The following is a 23,704-nucleotide window of genomic DNA, read 5'->3' on the forward strand; positions in this document are numbered from 1 at the left end:
CCCGCGGCCTAGAAGGCCACTCGGCCAAACACCGCGTGCAGGAGCGCGAAGATGGCGCCGCCCGCCAGCGCGCCGACCACCGTGCCGTTGATCCGCACGTACTGCAGGTCCCGCCCGACCCGCAGCTCGATCTTGTCAACCACCGTCGCCGTGTCCCAGCCCGCGACAACCTCCGCGATGAAGCCGGAGATCCGGCCCTGGGCGGCGGGCAGCACCGTCAGCAGCGTCGTCTCGATGAAGCGGTCTACCCGGGCGCGGGCGGCGGAATCGGCCTCCAGGAGGTCGCCGAGGTTGGAGAGGGTGCCGGCGATGAGGGAGACGGTCCGCCCCTCCGGCCGGGCTGCGTCCGCCTCCATCGCGGCGCGCAGGCGGGCCCAGGCGTCCATCAGCCAGGCGGCAACGGCGGGATGGGCCAGCGCGCCGCGCAGGGCCGCCCCGATCGCTTCGGCACGGGCCGGGTCGTTCTCCAGCCGATCGATCTCCGCCTCCAGCCAGGCGTCGAAGGCGGCGCGCAGGTCGCTGTCGCCGGGCTCCATCTTCTCCAGCTCGGCGTTGAGGGCGGAGAGGACGCGGCGGGCCACGGCGGCGCCAGCCACCCAGCCCACCAGCGCCCCGCCTTCCGCCCGCACCCGCTCGGCGACAGCCGTCTTCAGGCTGTCCTGCTTCGCCGCGACCAGCGACTTGATCTGAGAGAGGGCGAGGCCGAACACCTCCTGGTGCCGCCCGCCCTGGACCAGCAGGCGCAGGGCGCGGGCCGTCAGCCGGGCGGCGGCGGGGCCGGAGACCATGCGAGGCAGCAGCCGCAGCAGCAGCCGGCGCGCGCGCCCGTCCTCGAGGCTGCGGAGGATCCGGGGGAGGGAGGCGGCCACGGCCTCGGCCGCCGGGCGCACCTGCTCCGGGTCCGACAGGAAGCGGCGGAGCAGGGCGGGGGCGTCGATCCGCCCGGCCACGCGGCGCACCTCCGCCTCCGTCAGCACGTGGTTAGCCACGAAGCGGCCGAGCCCCTGGCCCAGCCGCGCCTTCTGGGTGGGGATGATGGCAGTGTGCGGGATGGGCAGGCCCAGCGGGCGGCGGAACAGGGCCGTGACGGCGAACCAATCCGCCAGCCCTCCCACCAGCCCGGCCTTGGCCGAAGCCTGGAGCAGGTCTGTCCAGTAGCCCGGCGGCAGGGCGTAGGAGCCGAGGGTCACCCCCGCCATCCCGGCCAGCAGGCCGGTGGCCAGGGTCTTGTGGCGGTTGAGCCGGGCTCGGAGATCGGTTTCGTCTGAGGAGAGGCGGGGCGGGGCAGGCGGGGGCGACATGTCCATCGTGTCGGGGAGAGTGGCGACTGGCGCGCAGCTTCTCCAGGGCATGGTCGTTGAAGCCTTCGTGGCCGAAGGGTATGTTATGTCGTAACACGATGCGAACCCTGCCCACTCTTGCCGATCCCCTGGCCCTCTCGGCCGGCGCCCTGCCGCGGCTGGGCTGGGCCGTGCTCGTCTCGGCCCTCCTATGGGGGGCCGTTCTCTGGGCGGTTTCGGCATGAGCGAGGCGATCCGGCTCCGCGACGTCACGCTGTCGCATGACCGGCACCCGGCGGTGCACCACATCTCCGGCGAGTTCGCGCCGGGCAGCCTGACGGCGATCGTCGGGCCGAACGGGGCGGGGAAGACGACCCTTCTGCGCGCCATCGCCGGGCTGCACCCTGTGGACGAGGGGCGGATCGAGCGGCCCGCCCGCATCGCCCTTCTGCCGCAGATGACCGCCCTGGACCGGAGCTTCCCGATCTCCTGCCTGGATGTGGCGATGCTCGGGCATTGGCGGCGCTGCGGTGCCTTCGGGGCCATCGCCCCGGCCGGGCGGGCGCAGGCCGAAGCGGCGCTGGAGGCGGTGGGGCTTGGCGGCCTCGCGCGACGTCCGGTGGGCAGCCTCTCCGCTGGGCAGTTCCAGCGCCTGCTCTTCGCCCGGCTGCTGGTGCAGGACGCGCCGGTGATTCTGCTGGACGAGCCCTTCAACGCTGTGGACGCCCGTACCGCGGCCGACCTGCTTCGGCTGGTGCGGGAATGGCACGGCCAGGGCCGCACCGTGGTCGCCGTGCTGCACGACCTGGAGCTGGTGCGGCGCGAGTTCCCGGAGACGCTGCTGCTGGCCCGCGATCCCGTGGCCTGGTGCGGCACGGAGGAAGCTTTGGCGGCTTCCAACCGCTTGCGCGCCCGGATGATGTCCGAGGGCTGGGACGAGGCGGCCGCGGCCTGCGGCCGAGCGGCCTGACCTCTTGCTCTACGACCTGCTGATCGGGCCCTTCGCGGAGTTCGGCTTCCTGCGCCGTGCCCTGGTGGGCTGCCTCGCCCTCTCGGTGGCGGCGCCGCCGTTGGGGGTATTTCTCGTGCTCCGGCGGATGAGCCTGACGGCGGACGTGCTGGCGCACGGCATCCTGCCCGGCGTGGCGGCGGGATTCATCCTGGCGGGGCTTTCCGTCACGGCCATGTCGGTCGGCGGGCTGGTGGCGGGGCTGCTGGTCACGCTCGGCGCGGGCGCCATCTCCCGCGCCACCGGCGGGCGTGAGGATTCCGCCCTGGCCGCCCTCTACCTCGTCGCGCTGGCACTCGGCGTGACCATGGTCTCGGCCTCGGCGGGTTCGGTGGAGCTGACCCATCTCCTTTTCGGCAGCGTGCTGGGCGTGGACGACCCGGCGCTGCTCATGATGGCGGGGGTGGCCACGCTGACGCTGCTGGCCCTTTCCCTCGCCTGGCGGCCGCTGGTGCTGGAGTGCTTCGACCCCTCCTTCGCGGCGGCAGAGGGCGCGCGAGGCGGGGCTTGGCACCTGCTCTTCATGGCGCTGGTGGTGCTGAACGTGCTGGCCGCCTTCCAGGCCCTGGGCACGATGATGGCGGTGGGGCTCATGATGCTGCCCGCCGTCGCCGCCCGGCACTGGGCGCGCAGCGTGGGGGGAATGGCCTACGCGTCCTCCGGTATCGCGATCCTGGCCTCGGCCGCGGGCATACTCGTGTCCTACCACCTGGACGTGCCGACGGGGCCGGCGGTGGTTCTCTCCGCGGGCGCGGTCTGGGCGGCCTCCGTGCTGGCGGGGCCGGTGGACGGGGTGCTGGCCCGGTCGCTGCGGCGCCGCCACCTCGCCGGCTAGGCTCTCAGGCCCGCGCCGCCTCCTGGTCCGGGCCCGTCTCCGTCCGCCGGGGCTGGCCGGGCAAGGCGCCGTCCTTCTGGCCCGTCGGCACCTCCGCGCGCGGCTTGCCCTCCGGCGTTCCCTCCAACCGGTCGGCGATCGCCAGGGCGATGACCCCGAGCAGGAAGGCGCCGTGGATGGCGACGGCCCACCAGAGGACGCGGTCCTCGGTCTGCTTGATCTCCAGGAAGAGCTGGAGAAGGTTGATCCCGGAGATCGCCACAAGCGCCGTGGCGAGCTTGATCTTCAGGTTCCCCGGATCGACCTTCGCCACCCAGCTCATGTTCTCCTGCTCCGCCTCGTGCTTCAGGCGCGAGACGAGCGTGTCCCAGGAGGAGAGGGCGACGGTGACGATCAGCGCCGCCACCAGCGCGGAGTCGAGCAGGTAGAGGATCGCGAGCAGATTGTCGTGATCCTCGGAGACGAGGACCTTGGTCGCGAAATCCCACACCTTCTTGAGGAAGGCGACGGCATAGGCGGCCAGTGCGACCATCAGGCCGATGTAGAAGGCGGCCAGCACGAAGCGGCTTGCCAGGATGATGCGGTTCAGCAAGTCGCCCATGGCGCGGTGCTGGCACGCCGCCCCCGGCCGCGCAATGAACAAGCCGGCGATCCCCCGGCATCGCGTGGGCCCCGGCCGCGTTCCCATCCTTGTTGCGCGCGGGAAGGAACCATGGCGACGAAGTGGGACGACAGGCTGGAGCGGGCGGCGCAGGCGCGCGGAACGGTGGTGATCCTCTGCGGGGAGGGCGACAAGGACGAGGTGGTCCAGGCCGCTCGGGCCGTGGGAACCCGCCACGGGGTGGCCCCGCAGATCGATCGCCAGCCCGCCGATGGCGTTCGGGTGGGCTACCGGGACGAGAGCAGCGTCGAGGACTCGCCGCTTGTCTGACGGCCTTGCCGCCGGGGCGCCCCGTGCCACCCTGCCGGCCGCATGACCGAGGAGATTCGCATGGACATCCGCCGACTGGCCGAGGAGGAGCGCCTGAGCGGCGCGGTGGTCTCCGGCGGCTTCATCTTCCTCGCCGGGCAGGTGGCGGATGACGCCACGCTGGACGCGGAGAGGCAGACGGCCGACATCCTCCGCCAGATCGACGCCCTGCTGGCCGAGGCCGGCACGGATAAGCGCGCCTTGCTGCAGATCCAGATCATCCTGGCCGACATCGCCGATGCCCCGGCCATGAACCGCGCTTGGGATGCCTGGCTGGACCGCTCGGCCAAGCCCGCGCGCATGACGATCCAGGCCCCGCTGGTGAACCCCGCCTGGAAAGTGGAGATCACCGGCATCGCCCGCGCGCCGTGACGGATCCCGCGTGAAAGCCGGGGCGTGAGGATCGCGGCCGAGGGCAGCTGGCGGCGCCCCTTCCTCGCCACGATGGGGCTGGCCGTACTCGTCGCGGCAGGGGTGGGGGATGGCGGCGCCCCGTTCTCCCTCACCGTGCTCGTGGCGGCGGGGCTGGGCTTCGGGGTGCTGTTTCGCCTCTTCCCGCGCGGCCTGGACTTCGCCCTCGGCGCCGGGATCGGCTTCGCGACCTACGCCGCGCTCTTCACGGTCATCGGCCGCTCCGCCTTCCCGCAGGCCTCGGACGTCGCGGTGGCGGTGGCCTTCCTGCTGCCCGTGGTGGCCTTCCTGCTCGCGGTGATCCGTCGGCGGGACCGGTTGCGCCGGATCGTGGAGGAAGGGGAGACACCGGACGAGCTGCACCTCCGCCGGATCGGGCGGGTGCTGCTGCTGCTGGCCCTGGTCGGTGTGGCCAGCCTGTCGCTGCCGGCGAACCGGCTGGGTCCGGCATGGCAGGACGTGGCGATGGTCGGCGGCGCGGCGGTGATCGGCTGGCTGACCGCCCGCGCGGTCCGGGAATTGGTGCGGCTGCTGGTGGACATGGCCCAACTGCTGGACGCGCTGAGCGGCCGGGCCACGGCCCTGGTGGTGCCCATCGCCGCCTATGCCGCGCTCTTCTCCCTCATCACCATAGTCTTCGCCTGCTTCTACCGCGTGGCGGAGGGCCTTTCCCGGCACCCGCTCTTCGCGGGGCCGGAGGGCCCGATCAAGCTCGGCTTCCGGGACGCTCTGCACTTCAGCATCGTGACCATCTCCACCGTGGGCTACGGCGATATCTGGCCGACCGACGACGGCGCCCGGCTCCTCGCCGCCGTGGAGGTGCTGGCAGGGCAGATCCTCCTGCTCTTCGGCTTCTACGAGATCACCCGGAACCGCCTCTCGGGCGAGGAGGGCGGGGAGGGAAAGGACGGGTAGGGGGCTGGACAGCCGCCCGTCCGCCGCCGCAATTGCGTCCCCGTTTCGCCGCCGCCCCTCGCTAGGTGCCGGCGGTGCGGCGTGACGGAGGTGGGGCATGGAAGGGAGTTGGCGCGGCAGGCGCGTGCTTGTCACGGGGGGCGCGGGCTTCCTGGGCTCGGCGCTGTGCCATGCGCTGGGCGCGGCGGGGGCCGAGGTGGTGGCGCTGGACGCGCTGCTGCCCGGCACCGGCGCGCGGCGCGCCAACCTGGAGGGCAGCGGCGCCCGGCTTGTGGAGGGCGACCTGCGCGACGCCGAGCTGGACGGGCTGTCCGAGGGCGTGGACGTGCTGTTCAACATGGCCGGCCAGACCAGCCATGCCGGCAGCCAGGCGGACCCCTTCACCGACCTTGCCATCAACGGGCACGCCCAGCTCCGGCTGATCGCGGCGCTGCGGCGCGGGGCGCCCCGCGCGCGGGTGGTGCACGCCTCCACCCGGCAGTTCTACGGGCGCCCGCAGACGCTGCCCGTGCCGGAGAGCCACCCGATCGCGCCGCCGGACGCCAACGGCGTGTCCAAGTTCGCCGCCGAGCAGTACTGGCTGCTGGAGACCCGCGTGCACGGCCGCCCCGTGGCCGCGCTGCGGCTGACGAACTGCTACGGCCCGCGGATGCGAGTGATGGACGCGCGCCAGACCTTCCTCGGCATTTGGGTCCGGCGGGTGCTGGAGGGCCAGCCCTTCGAGGTCTGGGGCGGTGCGCAGCTCCGCGACTTCTCCTACGTGGACGACGTGGTCGCGGCCTTCATCGGCGCCGCCGAGGCCCTGGAGAGCCGCCCGGAGGCGGCCGCCGGGCGTGCCTTCAACATCGGCGGAGACGCCCCGATCAGCCTGCAGGCCCTGGGCGATGCCATGGTGGCCGCCGCGGGGGAGGGGCGCTACGCGCTGCGCGAGTTCCCGGCCGAGCGCGCTTCCATCGACATCGGCTCCTACCATGCCGACGACCGCGCCTTCCGTGCCCTGACGGGCTGGGCCCCGCGCGTGCCCCTGGCCGAAGGGCTGCGGCGCACCGTGGACTGGTTCCGCCCGCGCCTTCCCGCCTATCTCTCCGACGCCAGCTGAGGAGCGCCCCATGAACGCACAGGACATCATCGTTCCCCAGGCCGACCTCGGCGCCGCCTACCGCGCACAGAAGGAGGAGATCGACGCCGCCGTGGCGCGGGTGCTCTCCAGCGGTTGGTACATCCTGGGGCAGGAGGGCGCCGCCTTCGAGGCGGAATACGCGGCCTGGCTCTCCGCAGGGGGTGAGGCGCCCGCCATGCAGGCGGTGGGCTGCGCGAACGGCACGGACGCCATCGCGCTGATCCTGCGCGGCCTGGGTATCGGGCCGGGCTGCGCGGTGGCCACCGTGTCCCACACCGCCGTCGCGACGGTCGCGGCGATCGAGATGGTGGGCGCGACGCCGGTGCTGATCGATATCGATCCCCGGACTTTCTGCATGGACATGGCGGAGCTGAAGGCGGTGCTCGCCGCCCCGCCGCCCGGCCTGCCGCCGATCCGTGCCGTCATCCCCGTGCACATCTACGGCCACCCCTGCGACCTCGACGCGATCCTGGAGACCTGCCGCGGCGCGGGCGTGGCGGTGATCGAGGACTGCGCGCAGGCGCATGGCGCGCGCCTCAACGGCCGCATGATCGGCACGATCGGCGATGCCGCGGCCTTCAGCCTCTACCCCACGAAGAATCTCGGCGCGCTGGGCGACGCCGGCATCACCGCGACGCCGGACGCGCAGCTGGCGAAGCGCATGGGCGCCATCCGGCAGTACGGCTGGCACACGCGCTACATCTCCGACGAGCCAGGCGTGAACACCCGGCTGGACGAGGTGCAGGCCGCCATCCTGCGCGTCCGGCTGACGGTGCTGGACGCGAACAACGCCCGCCGGCAGGCCATTGCCGCCGCGTACGACGAGGCGCTGGCGAATGGACCCTGCGCCGCCCCCTACCGCGCGCCCGGGACCGAGCACGTCTTCCATCAGTACGTGCTGCGCGTGCCGGAGCGCGACGCAGTCATGGCGCGGCTGCGGGCCCAGGGCGTGGCGACCGCCATCCACTACCCCGTGCCCGTGCACGAGCAGGGCGCCTATGCCGGGCGGATCGCGATGGGCCCGGCCGGCTGCGCCGAGACCTCCCGCGCTGCGACGGAGGTGATGAGCCTGCCGGTCTTCCCCGAGATGACCGATGGGCAGCTCGAGAAGGTCTGCGCGGCGCTGCGGGGCCTCTGAGGGTCAGCCGAAGCCGCGCGCGAGGAGCTGGGCGCCGAGGGCGAGGAGCCCGAAGTAGAACCAGCGGCGGAAGGCCTCCGGGCTGATCCGCTTCCGCGCGGCGTTGCCCAGCGCCATCCCGGCCATAGCGGGGATGAGGCAAAGGGCGGAGGCGCCGGCCAGCCTTGCGTCGAAGACCCCGGCACTGCCCAGGGCGCTGGCGAGGCCGACCATGGTGACGGTGAAGGCGAGGCCGAGCGCCTGCACCATCTCGTCCCGCGGAAGGCCGAGCGAGCCGAGATAGGGAGCGACGGGAATCACGGAGACGCCCGTGGCCCCGGTGACGATCCCGGTGGCGGCGCCGGCCAGCGGCCCGGCCCAGGCCTCATGCCGGGGCGGCAGGCGCGGGAAGGGGCGGGGGCGCAGCCCGATGGCGGCATTGGCGATCAGCGCCGCCCCGAGCCCGGCCAGGGCGAGCCGCGGATTCCCGCCGGTGATCAGGCCCGAGGCGAGCCAGGTGCCCACCCCGGCCGCGAGGAGCAGCGGCCAGAGGCGCCGCAGCAGCGGGCCGAGCCCCGGCCCGCTCGCCATCTGCCAGATGTTCGTGACGATGGTGGGGAAGAGCAGCAGCGCCGCCGCCTGTGCCGGCAGGATGAGCGAGCCGAGCACCCCCATGGCGACGGTGGGCAGCCCCAGCCCGATCACGCCCTTCACGAAGCCCGCCAGGGTGAAGGTGACCGTGGCGATGGCGATCAGCGTGATGTCCAAGGCGTATCCCCCAGCGGCGTCCCGTCACGCTGCGCCAGGACCGCCGCGGGATGCTTCGGCTCTCGCCGTAGCATGGGCCGGACGGGGGAGGTATCCGGCAGCGGGAGGATCGGGAACGCGCCATGGTCACTACCGCTGCCCTTGCCGAGACGGCCGCCGCGCTGGGAGAGCCGGCGCGCGTGGCCATGCTCGGCGCGCTGATGGACGGCCGGGCGCTGACGGCGGGGGAACTGGCGACCGTGGCGGGGGTCGCGCCCACCACGGCCAGCGGGCACCTGGCGCGGCTGCTGGAGGCGGGGCTACTGGCCGTGGAGCGCCAGGGGCGGCACCGCTACCACCGCCTCGCCTCGCCGGAGGTGGCCCGGGTGCTGGAGGGGCTGATGGCGCTCTCCGCCATGCGCCCGGAGCTCCGGTGCGCGCCCAGGACCGGCCCGCGCGACGCCGCGCTGCGCGAGGCCCGCACCTGCTACGACCACTTGGCCGGGCGCCTGGCCGTGGGCATGGCCGACGCGATGGTTTCGCGCGGGCAGATCCAGCTCTCGGCCGACGGTGGCGCGCTGACGGATGATGGCGCGTGTTTCCTGCGCGGGCTGGGCGTGGCCGTGCCGGAAGCGCGCGGCCGCCCCTTCTGCCGCCCCTGCCTGGATTGGAGCGAGCGCCGCCCGCACCTGGCCGGCGCGCTGGGGGCGGCGCTGTGCAGTCGCTGCCTGGATCTGGGCTGGATGCGGCGGGTCCCAGGCTCCCGCGCGCTGGACGTGACGCCGGCCGGTCGCCTGGGGCTTCGTCAAGCCTTCGGGCTGGACCGCGTGGCGGATCAGTCCTCCACGATCTCGGCCGCCCGGTAGCCCTGCACGAAGAGAAGGGCGCGAAGGTCGTTGTGGTCCACCCGTGCCCGCGCCGCCGCGGCCACGATCGGCTTGGCGTGGTAGGCGATGCCCAGCCCCGCAGCGCCGATCATCGCCAGGTCGTTCGCGCCGTCGCCCACGGCCATGGTGGCGGCCATGGGCAAGCCCTTCTCGGCCGCAAGCCGGGTGAGGGTGGCGAGCTTCGCCTCCCGGTCGAAGATCGGCTCCTCCACGCGCCCGGCCAGGACCTTGCCGTTATCCACCAGCACGTTGGAGTGGTGGCTCTGGAACCCGCAGAGCGCCATGACGCGGCCGGTGAAGTAGGTGAAGCCGCCGGACGCCAGGGCGCAGTGGGCGCCGTTGGCGGACATGGTCTGAACCAGGGCCTTTGCGCCGGGCATGAGGTGGGTCTGCTTCCAGGTCTCCTCCAGCGCGCCGAGAGGGAGGCCCTTCAGCATGGCCACCCGCTCCCGCAGGGCGGCGGCGAAGTCCAGCTCCCCGTTCATGCTGCGGCGGGTGATCTCCGCCACCCTGTCCTTCAGCCCGGCATAGGCGGCCAGCTCGTCCAGCGTCTCGCTGGTCACGATGGTGCTGTCCATGTCGGCGATGAGGAGGCGCTTGCGGCGGCCCTCGGCGGGCTGCGCGATGGCATCCACCGGCGCCTCGCCCAGCGCCGTGCGGGCGGCGGCGGTGGCCTGGTCGGGGTTGAGGAGGGTGAAGGGCAGGTCCGCCGCCTCGCCCTCCGACAGCCAGTCCAGGGCACCGAGATCGGCACCCAGAGCGTGGAGCGTGGTGCGGACCGGTGCGATCGCCTCGGCCGAGAGCCGGCCCGGGGGTGCGACGAGGGTGAGGACGTGCGACATGGGCCGGGTTCATGCCCCCGGACCCGCGATGGAGCAACCTGAAGCCGTTCTGATCGCCGGACCCACCGCGTCCGGCAAGTCCGCCCTGGCCCTGGGGCTGGCCCGCCGCCTGGGCGGGGTGGTGATCAATGCCGACTCGATGCAGGTCTACCGGGAATTGCGGGTGCTGACCGCCCGGCCGAGCCCGGAGGAGGAGGCGAGGGCGCCGCACGCCCTGTACGGCGTGCATCCCGCCGCCTCGGCCGCCTCCGTCGCCTGGTGGCGGGAGGCGGCGCTGGCAGAGATGGAGAGGGCGCGGGCGGCGGGGCTGCTGCCCATCCTGTGCGGCGGCACGGGGCTGTATTTCCGTTCCCTCACCGTCGGGCTCTCGGAAATGCCGGCCATCCCCGACTGGGCGCGGGAGGAGGCGCGGAACCTGCTGGCCGAGGAAGGGCCGGCTGCGCTGCACGCGCGGCTCCTGGCCGCCGATCCTGACAGCGCCGCGCGCCTGCGGCCAAGCGACAGCCAGCGGCTCGCCCGCGCCTGGGAGGTGTGGCGCGCGACGGGGCGCGGCATCGCCGCGTGGCAGGCGCAGGCGCCCGCGACCGGCCCGGCGCCCTACGCGTTCCGGGCGGTGCTGATCGATCCGCCGCGCGACATGCTGCGGGCGGCCATCTCGAACCGCTGGGCCGCCATGCTGCGTGCCGGGGCCATGGAGGAGGTGCGCGCGCTGCGAGCCCTGGGGCTCGATCCGGCGCTGCCGGCCATGCGCGCGCACGGCGTGCCAGAACTTTCGGCAGTGCTGGACGGACGGCTCTCGCTGGAGGAGGCAGGGCGGCGCGCGACGCTGGCCATCGGGCAGTACACGAAGCGGCAGGCCACTTGGTTCCGGCACCAGCCCCTGGCTGACCCGAGCCTCACGCATATCATCAATGCGCGAATCGAGGGTGAGAAGCAATTTTCGGAAAGTCATGCCGCTGAAATCTTGTCATTGATGAAAATGGGCGGTTGACGGAGTGATGTGCCCCCCGTAGATCACCCACCCGCGAAACTTTCCCAGGGGAAAAGCCGCATGTCCGCCACTGCTCCGGCCCAGAGTGACTCCCGCACCCTCACGGGCGCGGAAATCGTCCTCCGCGCGCTCAAGGAGCAGGGCGTAGAGGTCATTTTCGGCTATCCCGGCGGCGCGGTCCTTCCGATCTACGACGCGCTGTTCCAGCAGAACGCCATCCGCCACATCCTGGTCCGGCACGAGCAGGCGGCGGTGCACGCCGCCGAGGGCTATGCGCGCTCCACCGGCAAGGTTGGCTGCGTGCTCGTCACCTCCGGCCCCGGCGCCACCAATGCCGTGACGGGGTTGGTGGACGCGCTGCTGGACTCGATCCCGATCGTCTGCCTGACCGGGCAGGTGCCGACCCACCTGATCGGCAACGACGCCTTCCAGGAGGCGGACACCACCGGCATCACGCGGCCGGCGACGAAGCACAACTACCTCGTCAAGCGCATCGGCGACCTCGCCCGCACGGTGCACGACGCCTTCTACGTGGCGCGCTCCGGCCGCCCCGGCCCGGTGGTGATCGACCTGCCGAAGGACATTCTGCTGGCGCACGGCAACTACGAGGAGGCGCCGCGCGAGGAGCACCGTTCCTACCGCCCGCAGACCCGGCCGGATGCTGAATCCATCCGCCGCACGGTGGCGCTGCTGAAGGGCGCCAAGCGCCCGGTGGTCTATGCCGGGGGCGGGGTGGTGAATGCCGGGCCGGAAGCGAGCGAGCTGCTGACGGAATTCGTGCGGATGGCGAACATGCCGTGCACGAACACGCTGATGGGCCTCGGCGTCTTCCCCGCCAGCGATCCGCGCTTCATCGGCATGCTCGGCATGCACGGCACGGTCGAGGCGAACCTGGCCATGCACGGCTGCGACGTGATGTTCAACATCGGCGCGCGCTTCGACGACCGGGTGACGGGGCGGCTGAACGCCTTCTCGCCGGACTCAAAGAAGATCCACGCGGATATCGACCCGTCCAACATCAACAAGAACGTCAAGGTGGACGTGCCTGTCGTCGGCGATGCCGCCGCCGTGCTGCGCGCGCTCATCGAGGCCTGGAAAGCTGATGACGCCGAGCAGGACCGCGAGGCGCTGGCGAACTGGTGGAAGCGGATCGACGAGTGGCGCGCGAAGGACTGCCTGCGCTACGAGCAGACCGGCTCCATCATTAAGCCGCAGCACGCGGTGAAGCGCCTGTACGAGCTGACGCGCGAGAGCGGGCGCGAGACCTTCATCTCCACGGAGGTCGGCCAGCACCAGATGTGGGCCGCCCAGTACTTTGGCTTCGAGAAGCCGAACCGCTGGATGACCTCGGGCGGGCTGGGCACGATGGGCTATGGGCTTCCGGCCGCCGCCGGCGTGCAGATCGCCCACCCGGACGCGCTGGTGATCGATATCGCGGGCGAGGCTTCCATCCTGATGAACATTCAGGAGATGGGGACACTGGCGCAGTACCGGCTGCCCGTGAAGGTCTTCATCCTGAACAACGAGTACATGGGCATGGTGCGCCAGTGGCAGGAGCTGCTGCACGGCTCCCGCTACTCCGAGAGCTATTCGGCCGCGCTGCCGGACTTCGTGAAGCTGGCGGAGAGCTTCCACGCGCGCGGGCTTCGCGCGACGGATGCGAGCCACCTGGACGAGGTGATCCGCGAGATGATCGCGCATCCCGGCCCCGTGATCGCCGATATCGCAGTGGACCAGAAGGAGAATGTCTTCCCGATGATCCCCTCCGGCGCCGCGCACAACGAGATGATCCTCGGCGCCGGGCAGACGGGCGGTGTCGCGGGCGTGACGGACGAAGGCAAGGTGCTGGTCTGACCATGTCCGACACGATTCAGCGCACGGCGACCATCGCCGTGCTGGTGGAGAACGAGGCGGGCGTGCTCGCGCGCGTCATCGGCCTCTTCTCCGGCCGCGGCTATAACATCGAGAGCCTGACGGTGGCCCCCGTGGATGAGGAGCGGCGGCTGTCCCGCATCACCGTCGTCACGACCGGCACGGACATGATCATCGAGCAGATCAAGGCGCAGCTCGACCGGCTGGTGCCCGTGCACAAGGTTTCCGACCTCTCCCTGGAAGGGCCGCACCTGACGCGGGAGCTGGCGCTGATCAAGGTCGTCGGCCGCGGCGAGGCCCGCATGGAGGCGCTGCGCCTGGGCGACGCCTTCCGCGCCCGCGTGGTGGATGCCAGCCACGAGAGCGCGACCTTCGAGATGACCGGCGCAGCCGAGAAGATCGACGCCTTCGTGGCGCTGATGCGGCCGCTGGGACTGGCGGAGGTGTCCCGCACGGGCGCCGTCGCCATCGCGCGCGGGACCCGCAGTTTGGCTGCTTAGCCCGGCCGCGTAACTTGCACTGAGACCCAGAGGGGAAACTGGAATGCGCGTTTATTATGACCGCGACGCGGACGTGAACCTGATCAAGGCCAAGAAGGTCGCGGTCATCGGCTTCGGCAGCCAGGGCCATGCCCACGCGATGAACATGCGCGATTCCGGCGTGAAGGACGTGGTGATCGGCCTGCGCCCCGGCGGCTCCGCGAAGAAGGCCGAGGCGGCGGGCTTCAAGGTGATGTCCCCGGCCGATGCCGCGAAGTGGGCGGACGTGGTGATGGTGCTGACGCCGGACGAGGGCCAGGGTGACCTGTACCGCGAGCACCTGCACGACAACCTGAAGGAGGGCGCGGCGCTGGCCTTCGCGCACGGCCTTAACGTGCACTTCAACCTGCTCGACCCGCGTTCGGACATCGACGTGTTCATGATCGCGCCGAAGGGCCCTGGCCACACGGTGCGCGGTGAGTACCAGAAGGGCGGCGGCGTTCCCTGCCTCGTGGCCGTCCATCAGAATCCGTCCGGCAATGGCATGGAGATCGCGCTCTCCTACGCCTCCGCCATCGGCGGCGGCCGTTCTGGCGTGATCGAGACGACCTTCAAGGAGGAGTGCGAGACCGACCTGTTCGGCGAGCAGGCGGTTCTCTGCGGTGGCCTGGTGGAGCTGATCAAGGCGGGCTTCGAGACGCTGGTCGAGGCCGGCTACGCGCCGGAGATGGCCTATTTCGAGTGCCTGCACGAAGTGAAGCTGATCGTCGACCTCATCTACGAGGGCGGCATCGCCAACATGAACTACTCCATCTCCAACACCGCCGAGTACGGCGAGTATGTCACGGGCCCGCGCATCGTGACCTCGCAGACCAAGGCGGAGATGAAGAAGGTGCTGGAGGACATCCAGACTGGCAAGTTCGCCCGCGACTGGATGCTGGAGAACAAGGTGAACCAGGCCAGCTTCAAGGCCACGCGCCGCAAGCTGGCCCAGCACGAGATCGAGCAGGTGGGTGAGCGCCTTCGCGCCATGATGCCCTGGATCAAGAAGAACCAGCTCGTCGATCAGGCCAAGAACTGACCGGGTGGGGGCGGCGGCTCAACCGCCGCCCCGTCCGCCTCACGCCGCCAGTTGCGGCAGCTCCACTTCCTTGAAGGAGCGCCAGGCCGCGGGCGTTGCCTCCATCGCGCGCTCGCGCCGCTTCCGTGCCCAGGCCCGCAGCATCTTTCCCTGCGGCGCGAGGGACGGGTCCTCGCTCTCCAGCCGCCGGGTCAGCTCGGCGGCCATCACGGCGTCGTTCAGCGCGCCCAGCTCCTCCTGCAGGCTCTGGCAGGCCCGGCGGAAGGTCTTGCGGCCGCTCTCGTGCAGAGGCGCGAGCAGTTCCACCCCGTAGCGCAGCTTCTTCAGCGCCTTCCGCAGGTCGTGCAGCTCCGTCTCGGACCGCCGGCGGATGTGGCGGCCGCGCCGCCGCACCGTGCGCGCCAGCCGCTCCTGCAGCCGGGGCGCCAGCTTGCGGGCCTGGCGCGCCAGCTTGCCGTGCCCCTGCGGCGAGGAGGGGTCGGCCGCATCCTCCGCCCAGGCGGAAAGGCTCTCGATCGTGTTGGTGAAGGCTGGGCCGCTCACCGCCGCGCGAAGCGAGGACTGGGCGGCGGCGCGGGCGCGGCTCGCCGCCTCCTCCAGCCGCGCGAGATCGTGGATCCTCAGGCCGTCAACCGCGGCGGCGGGCAGGATCTGGGTGATGAACACGTCCCAGTCCCGCGCTTCGCCGAGAACCTGGCCCAGGCGCCGCAGGCCGGCGTTGAAGCGGGCCTCAGCCTCCTCGGGCAGGCCGGGATGGAAGGTGGAGATGATGGCCCGCAGGCGCCGGGTGGCCACGCGCATCTGGTGCACGCCCTCCGGCTCCCCCGCCACCGCGGCCGGGCGGTGGGCGGCGAGCGAGGCGAGGGTTGCCTTCACCATGTGGCAGAAGGCTTCCCCGGCCGTGGCCTTTGCCGACCAGTCCGTTGCGTGCGGCAACTCCGGCCGAGGGGCCGGGCCCGGCCCGTCGCCGAGCGCGTCGGGCGGGACGGATTCGGTTTTCGGCCCATCGGTCGGCATGGTCGCTGGCTTCCTCTTGGCAGGGGCTGCATGGCGGGTGCGGAAGGGACGGCCATGTTGGTGTTGACAGCTTCGCCATCAAGGCGGGACGCCGCTTGCCCGGGCCCGGCACACCGCCTAGTGTGCGGGCCATGCAGGCGAGCCCCGCCCGTTTCGCGCCCATCCGCACCGGTCTTCCGGCCGGTGGCCTCGCGCGCCCGGCGATCGCCCTTCTTCCGCTCCTTCTTCGACTTCGCCGCCCCTGGGCGTGACGCGCGGCTGACAGGCCGGCATCGCTCAGGGGGTTCCCCGGGCCCTGCGCCCGCCTGACGACCACACGGCAATCGAAGGAACGGCCCACATGGCCCAGAATCATCCCAGCTTCGGCAACATGGCCGACGACCGCGTCATCATTTTCGACACCACGCTGCGCGACGGCGAGCAGTCCCCCGGCTTCTCCATGAACCTGGAGGAGAAGCTGCGCATGGCGGAAAGCCTGGCCGAGCTCGGCGCGGACGTGCTGGAGGCCGGCTTCCCCATCGCCAGCCCCGGCGATTTCGACAGCGTCCGCTCCATCGCGCAGCGCTTCTCCAAGGATGGTCCGGTGATCTGCGGCCTGGCCCGTTCCGCCGATGCGGACATCCTGCGCGCCGCCGAGGCCATTAAGCCCGCCGGGCGCGGCCGCATCCACACCTTCATCTCCACCAGTGAGTTGCACATGCGCGTGAAGCTGCGCATGTCCAACGAGGAGGTGCTGGCCGCCGTCACCCGCAGCGTGACCCTGGCTCGCAACCACACGGACGACGTGGAATGGTCCGCCGAGGATGGCAGCCGGACCGACCTGGACTTCCTGTGCCGCTGCGTTGAGGCTGCGATCAAGGCCGGCGCCACCACCATCAACATCCCCGACACGGTCGGCTACGCGCTGCCGGAGGACATGACGCGCATCTTCACGATGGTGCGGGAGCGCGTGCCGGGCGCGGATGGCGTAATATTCTCCACCCATAATCACAACGATCTGGGCCTGGCGGTGGCGAACACCATCGCCGCCATACGCGCCGGCGCCCGGCAGGTGGAGTGCACCATCAACGGCATCGGCGAGCGCGCCGGCAATGCCGCGCTGGAGGAAGTGGCGATGGCGCTGCGCACGCGCGGCAACGCCATCTCCCGCACCACGAACATCCAGACGCCGAATATCCTTCGGACCTCCCGCCTGCTGGCCACCATCACCGGCTTCGACGTGCAGCCGAACAAGGCGATCGTTGGCCGCAACGCCTTCGCGCATGAATCCGGAATCCACCAGGACGGCGTTCTGAAGGATGCCTCCACCTACGAGATCATGACGCCGGAGAGCGTGGGCTGGACCACGAACTCCCTGGTGCTCGGCAAGCATTCCGGCCGCGCGGCCTTCCGCGACAAACTGAAGGCCCTGGGCTATGAGCTGGGCGACAACGCCCTGAACGACGCGTTCCGCCGCTTCAAGGACCTCGCCGACCGTAAGAAGGTGGTCTACGACGAGGACGTCTCTGCCCTGGTGGATGACGAGGTGGTCCGCCAGAACGACCGGGTGAAGATCACGGCACTGACCGTCACTTCCGGCATCAACTCCCGCCCCATGGCCTCCCTGAAGCTGGAGATCGACGGCGAGGAAGTGGAAGGCATCGCGGGCGGCGATGGCGCGGTGGACGCCACCTTCAACGCTATCCGTGCCGCCTTCCCGCACGATGTCCAGCTGAAGCTCTACGCCGTGCAGTCCGTCACGGGCGGCACCGATGCGCAGGCACGTGTGACCGTTCGCTTCGAGGAGCACGGCAAGCTGGTGGACGGGCAGGGGGCGGATACCGACACCATCGTCGCCTCCGCCCGCGCCTATGTCCACGCGCTGAACAAGCTGCTGGTGAAGCGCGAGCGCACGGCACCGGCGGAAATGGCCGCCCCGGCCGCCTGACCGGCGCGCGGCCGCGCCCCCGCAGGCGCGGCCGCTACGCCCTCAGCCGGGGGATCAGGGCCTCCGCATTGCCGCTCTCGATCCGGCGGATGGTCTCCTCGTCCAGCCCGAGCCCGGCGAGGCCTTGCACCTGCTCCGCGCTGGTGCGGTAGGGGAAGTCCGTCCCCAGCACCACTTGGCTGGCGGGCACCACCTTCAGCAGCCCGCCCATCGCCACGGGGTTGGCCGCCTGCGCCGTATCGTAAAGGAACCGGCCGAGCGCCGGCCGCACCCCGCCCGCCAGCTGCGCGCCGGAGGCGGGGATGCGGGCCTGGAACTCGAACCGCTCGATCAGGAAGGGCGCCGTTCCCCCGGCATGGGAGAAGATGAAGCGGATATCCGGGAACCGCTTCGCCGTGCCGCTGAAGAGAAGGCTGCCGATGGTCCGGGTCGTGTCCGTGCCGAACTCGATCAGCGGGTCCGGGTAGAGCGGCATCTGGAGGTTCGTACAGCAGGGGGCCGAGGTGGGGTGGGTGGCCGCGACCGCCTGGCGGCGGTTCAGCTCCTCGTAGAGGGGGTGGAAGAGCGAGTCGCCCAGCCACTTCCCCTCGTAGCTGGTGAAGAGCAGCACGCCATCCGCCTTCAGCACGTCCAGCGCATAGGCGGCCTCGGCCAGGCTGCCCTCCACGTCCGGCAGGGGCAGGGCGGCGAAGGAACCGAAGCGGCCGGGGTAGCGCTGCATCAGCTCCGCCGCATACTCGTTGCAGGCACGGGCCAGGCGGCGTCGCTCCTCGCCCTCCGCCATGCCCAGGCCAGGGGTGGTGACCGAGAGCATGGCCACGTCGATCCCGGCGGCATCCATGTCCGCGATCGTACGCTCCGGCGTCCAGTCCCGCTGCACGGGAACCAGGTCCATTCGGCGCAGCGCCGCGTCCCTGTAGGCGGGCGGGGTCAGGTGGTGGTGCACATCGATTCGGCGGCGCCGGGGAATGGCGGCGGCGGGCGAGGGGGCCTGGGCGGGGGCGGGTACCGGCAACATGGCGGCGGCTCCGGCCGCCAGGGCGCCGCGGATCAGGCCCCGGCGCGGCAGGGCGCAGCCGCAGGCACCCCCCTGATGGCCCGTTGGCTCGCAGCGAAGGTTCAGCATGGTCCCGCTCCCACCCCTTGCGCCCGCCTGTCCCGGCGGAGTCGCAGGGCAATGGAACGCCGGCGCGCCGGGGCCGCGCAATCCCGGAACCTGCCTGCAACGAAAAAGGGCGCCCCCGGAGGGACGCCCTTCCTCGTCACGCCCCCGCAAGGGGGGGCGGGAACCAGCCTCAGCGCCAGACGGGGCGGCCGAGGTTGATATCGTTGCCGCTGGTCAGCGCGCCGCCGAGGGCACCGGCGCCGCCGCCGATCAGGGCGCCTGTGCCGGCGTTGCCGCCGGTGATCGCCGCCACGCCAGCGCCAGCGCCGGCGCCGAGAAGGCCACCGGAAACCGCGCGGTCACCGGTGCTGTAGCCGCAGGCGCCGAGGCTGAGGCCGGCGATGGCGAGAAGGGCGAGGGAGGTCTTGCGCATGGTCGGCTTTCCCGTTGTTTCAACTGTGCGTCCTGAACGCGGATGCCCCGGGCCGGTTGCGGATCCGTCATGCGCGGGGTGTCGGGCGTTTCCGGCTTGAGCGGCCCCTCCCTTGGGGCTAGTGACCTCCGCGCCCGGCCCCAGGCGGCCGGCTGATCCATTCCCCGCTCAGATCCGAGGTCCGATCCGCATGTTCTCCCGCCTGTTCGGCTTCCTCTCCGCCGACATGGCCATCGACCTCGGCACCGCGAACACCCTGGTCTACGTAAAGGGCCGGGGCATCGTCCTGAACGAGCCGTCGGTCGTGGCCATCGCCGATATCCGTGGCCGCAAGCAGGTTCTGGCGGTGGGGGAGGAGGCGAAGCACATGCTCGGCCGCACCCCCGGCAATATCGCCGCCATCCGGCCCCTACGGGACGGCGTGATCGCCGACTTCGAGGTCGCGGAGGAGATGATCAAGCACTTCATCCGCAAGGTGCACAACCGGCGCAGCTTCGCCTCGCCGATGATCATCGTCTGCGTCCCCTCCGGCTCCACCGCCGTGGAGCGCCGGGCCATCCAGGAGAGCGCGGAGAGCGCCGGCGCCCGGAAGGTGCTGCTGATCGAGGAGCCCATGGCGGCCGCCATCGGCGCCGGCCTGCCCGTGACGGAGCCCTCCGGCTCCATGATCGTGGACATCGGCGGCGGCACCACCGAGGTGGCGGTGATCTCGCTCGGGGGCATCGTCTATGCCCGTTCCGTCCGCGTGGGCGGGGACAAGATGGACGAGGCCATCATCTCCTACATTCGCCGCCAGTTTAACCTGCTGATCGGCGAGAGCACGGCCGAACGCATCAAGATGGAGATCGGCGCCGCCGCCGCCCCGGAAGTCGGGGATGAGGGCCCGATCACCGAGGTGAAGGGCCGGGACCTGATGAACGGCGTCCCGCGCGAGGTCTACGTCTCCATGCGCCAGATCTCCGAGAGTCTGGCCGAGCCCGTCTCCCAGATCGTGGAGGCGGTGAAGGTGGCTCTGGAGAACACCCCGCCGGAGCTGGCGGCCGACATCGTGGACAAGGGGATTGTGCTCACCGGTGGCGGGGCCCTGCTCTACGGGCTCGACAACGTTCTACGGGAAGCAACGGGCTTGCCGGTCAGCGTGGCCGAGGAGGCGCTCTCCTGCGTTGCCCTTGGAACAGGGCGCGCCCTGGAAGAAATGAAGCGGCTTCGCCACGTCCTCTCCTCGATGTACTAGCCTGGGGTACGGCGGGCTGAGTCGCTGCTGCGTTCCGTTATATAAAATTTCTTCACGATCAAGCTTTTAGGCCCTCATCGTCGTATATTGGGCGAGGGGCCTGAAGGGGCGGAGAGGGGGAGATCGGCATGATTCGTCTGAGCGTCCCGCTCCGCCATGCCCTGGCGCGGCTCTCGGTGCCCGTTCTCATCGCGGCCGCCTTCGGGACGATGCTGCTGGGCAAGGCCGATGCTGTGCTCGTGGAGCGCACCCGGATGGCGCTGGCCGACCTGTTGGCTCCCCTCTACGCGGTTGTCGCCGAGCCGATCGGCGCGGTGCGGGATGCGGTGACGGAGGTCCAGGGCCTGCTGAACCTCCGCGAGGAGACCGCCCGCCTACGAGAGGAGAACGACCGTCTCCACCGCTGGCAGGCCGCCGCTCTGGCGCTGGAAGCGGAGAACGCCCTGCTGCGCCGCCAGCTGACCTTCGTGCCGGACCCCGCCCCGCAGTTCCATACCGCCCGCGTGGTGGCCGATGCCGGCGGCACCTATGCCAAGGCCGTGCTGATCGCCACCGGGCCCTATCTGCAGGTCCAGAAGGGCCAGGTGGCGCTGGACGAGCGCGGCCTGGCCGGCCGGGTGACTGAGATCGGCTCCCGCTCCGCCCGGATCCTGCTGGTCACGGACATGAACAGCCGCATCCCTGTGGTGCTGGAGGGGTCCCGCGCCCGCGCCATGATGGTGGGCACCAACGGGGCCCGCCCGCGCCTGCAGCACTGGCCCTCCGGCATGCAGCCCCAGGAGGGCGATCGCGTCGTCACCTCTGCCGAATCTGCCACCTTCCCGGCGGGTCTCCCCGTCGGCGTCGTCCATCTCGGCGAGACGGGCTGGCCTGAGGTGGAGCTCTACGCCCGGCTCGATCGCCTCGACCTTTTGCGTATCTTCGAATTCGGGCTTGCCGGCATCCTGCCGCCGGAGGCCGTGACCCGCCCGGACCCCTCCGTCCGGCCGAGGCACTAGGGGGCGTAACGGCATGTGGATGGCACGCCGCGGCCGCCCCGCCTCCGCCCCCGGTCTGCTGGCGCGGCTTGATGCGCTGGCCCGCGCCGCCGCGCCCAGCGTCTCCACCCTGGCCGTGATGGTACTGGCCGCCGCGCCGATGGGGCTGCCCACCCTGGTGCCGGCGGTGGCCCTCGCCGGGGTGTTCTTCTGGAGCCTGTTCCGCCCGGCCTCCATGCCCGCCCTGGCCGCCTTCGGCCTCGGGCTGCTGCAGGACCTCCTGGGCTTCAACCCTCTCGGCATCGGCGTGCTGACCCTGTTGCTGGTCCACGGGGCGGCGCTCCGGGTCCGGCGCGTGCTGGTGAAGCAGTCCTTCCTGGTGGTCTGGCTCGTCTATTGCGGCTTCGCGGTGCTCGCGGTTGGGCTGGGCTTCGTGCTGGAAGCCCTGCTGGGCTGGCATGTGCCGCCCACGCCCCCTGCCGTCGCGCAGCTCGGGCTGGCGGTCGGCCTCTACCCGCTCCTTGCCTGGCCGATGAGCTGGGCGCACCGGGGCATGCAGCGAGCCGAGGGGCTGGCATGAGCGCGGCCCGGAAGGAGGAGGAGGCTCGGCGGGGCGTCTTCACCCGGCGCGCCCTGCTCCTCGGCGGCGTCCAGTTCGGCGCCCTGGGTTTCCTCGGCTACCGGCTGAACAAGCTGCAGGTGGAGGAGGGGGAGCGCTACGCGACACTGGCGGAGGAGAACCGCGTCTCTGCCCGCCTCCTCGCCCCGCCGCGTGGCCGCGTGCTGGACCGCGAGGGCAAGGTGATTGCCGGCAGCCAGTTGAACTGGCGCGCCCTGATCGTGGCCGAGGATGCGCGCGACGTGCCGGCCGTGCTGGACACCTTCGGCAAGATCGTGCCCCTCACCGAGACGGAGCGCGCCCGGATTGAGCGGGAGGTGCGTCGCCGGCGCCGGTTCATCCCCGTGACCGTCCGGGAGTTCCTCTCCTGGGAGGAGATGGCGCGGATCGAGATGAACGCGCCGGACCTGCCGGGCATTTCCGTGGATGTCGGCACCACCCGGGAATACCCGGAGAAGGAGCACCTGGCCCATATCGTCGGCTACGTGGCCCCCCCGGCCGAGGCCGACATGGGCGAGGACCCGCTGTTGGAGCTGCCGGGCATCCGCGTGGGCCGCGCCGGCATCGAGAAGTTCCACGACAAGACCCTGCGCGGCCGCGCCGGTTCCATCCGGCTGGAGGTGAACGCGGTGGGCCGCGTGATCCGGGAGCTGGACCGGCGCGAGGGCCAGCCCGGCCAGGACGTGGGGATCAGCGTCGATGCTGAGTTGCAGCGCACCGTGCGCGGGCGCTGCGAGGAGGGGACGAGCGCCGTGGTGCTGGACGCCCGCACCGGCGAGGTGCTGGCCATGGCCACGCAGCCCTCTTTCGACCCCAACCTCTTCAACGCCGGCGTTTCCTCCGCCCAGTGGCGGGAGTGGACGAGCAAGCGCCAGACCCCGCTGATCAACAAGTGCACCAACGGCCTCTACGCCCCGGGCTCAACCTTCAAGATGGTCGTGGCGCTCGCGGCGCTGGAGGCGAAGGTCTGCACGCCAGGGGACCGCGTGCCATGCCCCGGCTACTACGACCTGGGCGACACGCGCTTCCACTGCTGGTCCAAGTACGGTCATGGCAGCGTGGACATGAAGGGCGGCCTGAAGCACTCGTGCGACTGCTACTTCTACGAGATGGCCAAGCGGACGGGCATCGACCGGATCGCGGCCATGGCGAACCGGCTGGGCCTGGGCGTGGACCTGGAGATCGAGCTGCCGGGCGCGCGCCGCGGCCTGGTGCCGACCCGCGCCTGGCGCCAGGCCCAGGGCAAGCCCTGGAACCTCGGCGACACGGTGGTGCACGGGATCGGCCAGGGCTTCTACCAGCTCACCCCACTGTCGCTGGCCACCATGACCGCCCGGCTGGCCACCGGCCGGGCCGTGCAGCCGCACCTGACGCGCAGCATCGGCGGCCGGCCGGTTAAGGGCGTGCGGCCGGATGACTGGCCCTCCCTTAACATCCCCGAGCGCGACCTGCGCGTGGTGCGGGAGGGGATGTGGGCCGTGGTGAACGAGGAGGGCGGCACGGCGAAGGTGGCCAAGCTGCCCGCCGGCATGGGGCAGCTGGCCGGAAAGACGGGCAGCACCCAGGTCCGCCGCGTGAGCCGCGAGCAGCGCGAGCGCGGCTTCCGGGTGGAGGCCATGCCGCGGGAGTGGCGGCCCCACGCGCTGTTCGTCGCCTACGCGCCCTACGACAACCCGCAATACGTCGTCATGGTCATCGTCGAGCACGGCTCCTCGGGCGCCGGCGCCGCCGCCCCGATCGCGCGCGACATCATGATCGACACCATCAACCGCTTCCGCCAGCCCGTGGCCGCCCCGCCCGCCCGGGTGGCCGAGGCGACGCCGCGGAACCAGTAAA

25 protein-coding genes are annotated in these 23,704 nt (G+C 71.5%); 18 read left to right on the forward strand and 7 right to left on the reverse strand.

Annotation, left to right across the window (positions count from 1 at the left end; translation table 11 throughout):
* Nucleotides 1-8: 8 nt before the first annotated feature.
* Nucleotides 9-1,352 carry a DUF445 domain-containing protein gene (locus tag NRP21_RS09550; protein WP_257715963.1) on the reverse strand — a complete coding sequence of 448 codons (1,344 nt, stop codon included), beginning with the start codon at nt 1,350-1,352 and terminating at the stop codon, nt 9-11.
* Between the two features lie 47 nt (nt 1,353-1,399).
* Here NRP21_RS09550 and NRP21_RS09555 point away from each other — a divergent pair, with 47 nt between their 5' ends.
* Genes NRP21_RS09555 through NRP21_RS09565 form a run of 3 tightly spaced genes read left to right on the forward strand, consistent with a single transcriptional unit; the run spans nt 1,400 to nt 3,124 of the window.
* The gene (locus NRP21_RS09555; RefSeq protein WP_257715964.1) at nt 1,400-1,525 is read left to right on the forward strand and encodes a hypothetical protein; all 126 of its coding nucleotides are present in this window, start codon (nt 1,400-1,402) and stop codon (nt 1,523-1,525) included.
* Nucleotides 1,522-2,250 carry a metal ABC transporter ATP-binding protein gene (locus tag NRP21_RS09560; protein ID WP_257715965.1) on the forward strand — a complete coding sequence of 243 codons (729 nt, stop codon included), beginning with the start codon at nt 1,522-1,524 and terminating at the stop codon, nt 2,248-2,250. Before NRP21_RS09555 ends, NRP21_RS09560 begins: the two co-directional genes overlap by 4 nt.
* A 4-nt stretch (nt 2,251-2,254) precedes the next feature.
* The gene (locus NRP21_RS09565; protein ID WP_257715966.1) at nt 2,255-3,124 is read left to right on the forward strand and encodes a metal ABC transporter permease; all 870 of its coding nucleotides are present in this window, start codon (nt 2,255-2,257) and stop codon (nt 3,122-3,124) included.
* A 4-nt stretch (nt 3,125-3,128) separates the two neighbouring features.
* Here NRP21_RS09565 and NRP21_RS09570 read toward each other — a convergent pair whose 3' ends face one another.
* Nucleotides 3,129-3,725, reverse strand: coding sequence for a YqhA family protein (locus NRP21_RS09570; RefSeq protein WP_257715967.1), 597 nt, complete (start codon nt 3,723-3,725; stop codon nt 3,129-3,131).
* A 111-nt stretch (nt 3,726-3,836) separates the two neighbouring features.
* Here NRP21_RS09570 and NRP21_RS09575 point away from each other — a divergent pair, with 111 nt between their 5' ends.
* From NRP21_RS09575 to NRP21_RS09595, 5 genes are all read left to right on the forward strand, one after another.
* Nucleotides 3,837-4,055 carry a helicase RepA family protein gene (locus tag NRP21_RS09575; protein ID WP_257715968.1) on the forward strand — a complete coding sequence of 73 codons (219 nt, stop codon included), beginning with the start codon at nt 3,837-3,839 and terminating at the stop codon, nt 4,053-4,055.
* Between the two features lie 60 nt (nt 4,056-4,115).
* Nucleotides 4,116-4,466 carry a RidA family protein gene (locus NRP21_RS09580; RefSeq protein WP_257715969.1) on the forward strand — a complete coding sequence of 117 codons (351 nt, stop codon included), beginning with the start codon at nt 4,116-4,118 and terminating at the stop codon, nt 4,464-4,466.
* Nucleotides 4,467-4,490: 24 nt separating this feature from the next.
* Complete coding sequence (locus NRP21_RS09585) at nt 4,491-5,420, forward strand: potassium channel family protein (RefSeq protein WP_257715970.1); 930 nt, start codon at nt 4,491-4,493, stop codon at nt 5,418-5,420.
* A gap of 97 nt (nt 5,421-5,517) precedes the next feature.
* Nucleotides 5,518-6,519 carry an NAD-dependent epimerase/dehydratase family protein gene (locus tag NRP21_RS09590; RefSeq protein WP_257715971.1) on the forward strand — a complete coding sequence of 334 codons (1,002 nt, stop codon included), beginning with the start codon at nt 5,518-5,520 and terminating at the stop codon, nt 6,517-6,519.
* Between the two features lie 10 nt (nt 6,520-6,529).
* Nucleotides 6,530-7,678 (forward strand): DegT/DnrJ/EryC1/StrS family aminotransferase, encoded by a 1,149-nt coding sequence (locus tag NRP21_RS09595; RefSeq protein ID WP_257715972.1) that lies wholly within the window; start codon nt 6,530-6,532, stop codon nt 7,676-7,678.
* Between the two features lie 3 nt (nt 7,679-7,681).
* Here NRP21_RS09595 and NRP21_RS09600 read toward each other — a convergent pair whose 3' ends face one another.
* Nucleotides 7,682-8,425: a TSUP family transporter gene (locus NRP21_RS09600; RefSeq protein ID WP_257715973.1), complete on the reverse strand. Its 744-nt coding sequence runs from the start codon at nt 8,423-8,425 to the stop codon at nt 7,682-7,684.
* Between the two features lie 122 nt (nt 8,426-8,547).
* Here NRP21_RS09600 and NRP21_RS09605 point away from each other — a divergent pair, with 122 nt between their 5' ends.
* Nucleotides 8,548-9,270 carry an ArsR/SmtB family transcription factor gene (locus tag NRP21_RS09605; protein WP_257715974.1) on the forward strand — a complete coding sequence of 241 codons (723 nt, stop codon included), beginning with the start codon at nt 8,548-8,550 and terminating at the stop codon, nt 9,268-9,270.
* On the opposite strand, the gene serB is transcribed toward NRP21_RS09605, so the two are convergent.
* Entirely contained in the window at nt 9,240-10,133 is an 894-nt protein-coding gene (serB, locus tag NRP21_RS09610) for a phosphoserine phosphatase SerB (protein ID WP_257715975.1), read from the reverse strand. The two genes, NRP21_RS09605 and serB, sit on opposite strands and share 31 nt — an antisense overlap.
* Before the next feature lie 28 nt (nt 10,134-10,161).
* Here serB and miaA point away from each other — a divergent pair, with 28 nt between their 5' ends.
* The 4 genes from miaA to ilvC are packed head-to-tail and all read left to right on the forward strand — an operon-like array spanning nt 10,162 to nt 14,556.
* The gene (miaA, locus tag NRP21_RS09615; protein WP_257715976.1) at nt 10,162-11,124 is read left to right on the forward strand and encodes a tRNA (adenosine(37)-N6)-dimethylallyltransferase MiaA; all 963 of its coding nucleotides are present in this window, start codon (nt 10,162-10,164) and stop codon (nt 11,122-11,124) included.
* 60 nt (nt 11,125-11,184) lie between these two features.
* Nucleotides 11,185-12,978, forward strand: a complete 1,794-nt coding sequence (locus NRP21_RS09620) for an acetolactate synthase 3 large subunit (RefSeq protein ID WP_257715977.1) — start codon at nt 11,185-11,187, stop codon at nt 12,976-12,978.
* Between the two features lie 2 nt (nt 12,979-12,980).
* On the forward strand, nt 12,981-13,496 hold the full coding sequence (gene ilvN, locus NRP21_RS09625; RefSeq protein WP_257715978.1) for an acetolactate synthase small subunit: 516 nt from the start codon (nt 12,981-12,983) through the stop codon (nt 13,494-13,496).
* Between the two features lie 43 nt (nt 13,497-13,539).
* On the forward strand, nt 13,540-14,556 hold the full coding sequence (gene ilvC, locus NRP21_RS09630) for a ketol-acid reductoisomerase (RefSeq protein WP_257715979.1): 1,017 nt from the start codon (nt 13,540-13,542) through the stop codon (nt 14,554-14,556).
* A gap of 39 nt (nt 14,557-14,595) precedes the next feature.
* Here ilvC and NRP21_RS09635 read toward each other — a convergent pair whose 3' ends face one another.
* Nucleotides 14,596-15,573 (reverse strand): CHAD domain-containing protein, encoded by a 978-nt coding sequence (locus tag NRP21_RS09635; RefSeq protein WP_257715980.1) that lies wholly within the window; start codon nt 15,571-15,573, stop codon nt 14,596-14,598.
* Nucleotides 15,574-15,913: 340 nt separating this feature from the next.
* Between NRP21_RS09635 and NRP21_RS09640 the strand changes: the two genes are divergently transcribed.
* Nucleotides 15,914-17,500, forward strand: a complete 1,587-nt coding sequence (locus NRP21_RS09640) for a 2-isopropylmalate synthase (protein WP_257715981.1) — start codon at nt 15,914-15,916, stop codon at nt 17,498-17,500.
* 34 nt (nt 17,501-17,534) lie between these two features.
* Here NRP21_RS09640 and NRP21_RS09645 read toward each other — a convergent pair whose 3' ends face one another.
* Together NRP21_RS09645 and NRP21_RS09650 are read right to left on the reverse strand one after the other, a co-directional pair.
* On the reverse strand, nt 17,535-18,626 hold the full coding sequence (locus NRP21_RS09645; RefSeq protein WP_257715982.1) for an amidohydrolase family protein: 1,092 nt from the start codon (nt 18,624-18,626) through the stop codon (nt 17,535-17,537).
* Nucleotides 18,627-18,795: 169 nt separating this feature from the next.
* Complete coding sequence (locus tag NRP21_RS09650; protein WP_209372321.1) at nt 18,796-19,038, reverse strand: hypothetical protein; 243 nt, start codon at nt 19,036-19,038, stop codon at nt 18,796-18,798.
* A gap of 190 nt (nt 19,039-19,228) precedes the next feature.
* On the opposite strand from NRP21_RS09650, the gene NRP21_RS09655 reads away from it, so the two are divergent.
* From NRP21_RS09655 to mrdA, 4 genes are all read left to right on the forward strand, one after another.
* Nucleotides 19,229-20,272 (forward strand): rod shape-determining protein, encoded by a 1,044-nt coding sequence (locus tag NRP21_RS09655; protein WP_257715983.1) that lies wholly within the window; start codon nt 19,229-19,231, stop codon nt 20,270-20,272.
* A 128-nt stretch (nt 20,273-20,400) separates the two neighbouring features.
* Nucleotides 20,401-21,270 carry a rod shape-determining protein MreC gene (mreC, locus tag NRP21_RS09660; protein ID WP_257715984.1) on the forward strand — a complete coding sequence of 290 codons (870 nt, stop codon included), beginning with the start codon at nt 20,401-20,403 and terminating at the stop codon, nt 21,268-21,270.
* Between the two features lie 13 nt (nt 21,271-21,283).
* Nucleotides 21,284-21,829, forward strand: coding sequence for a rod shape-determining protein MreD (mreD, locus tag NRP21_RS09665; RefSeq protein WP_257715985.1), 546 nt, complete (start codon nt 21,284-21,286; stop codon nt 21,827-21,829).
* Nucleotides 21,826-23,703 (forward strand): penicillin-binding protein 2, encoded by a 1,878-nt coding sequence (gene mrdA, locus NRP21_RS09670; protein WP_257715986.1) that lies wholly within the window; start codon nt 21,826-21,828, stop codon nt 23,701-23,703. The genes mreD and mrdA overlap by 4 nt, the downstream gene beginning before the upstream one ends.
* Nucleotide 23,704 lies beyond the last annotated feature (1 nt).

Origin of the sequence: Roseomonas populi (genome assembly GCF_024594815.1) — a bacterium.
Classification (GTDB): Bacteria; Pseudomonadota; Alphaproteobacteria; order Acetobacterales; family Acetobacteraceae; genus Roseomonas; species Roseomonas populi.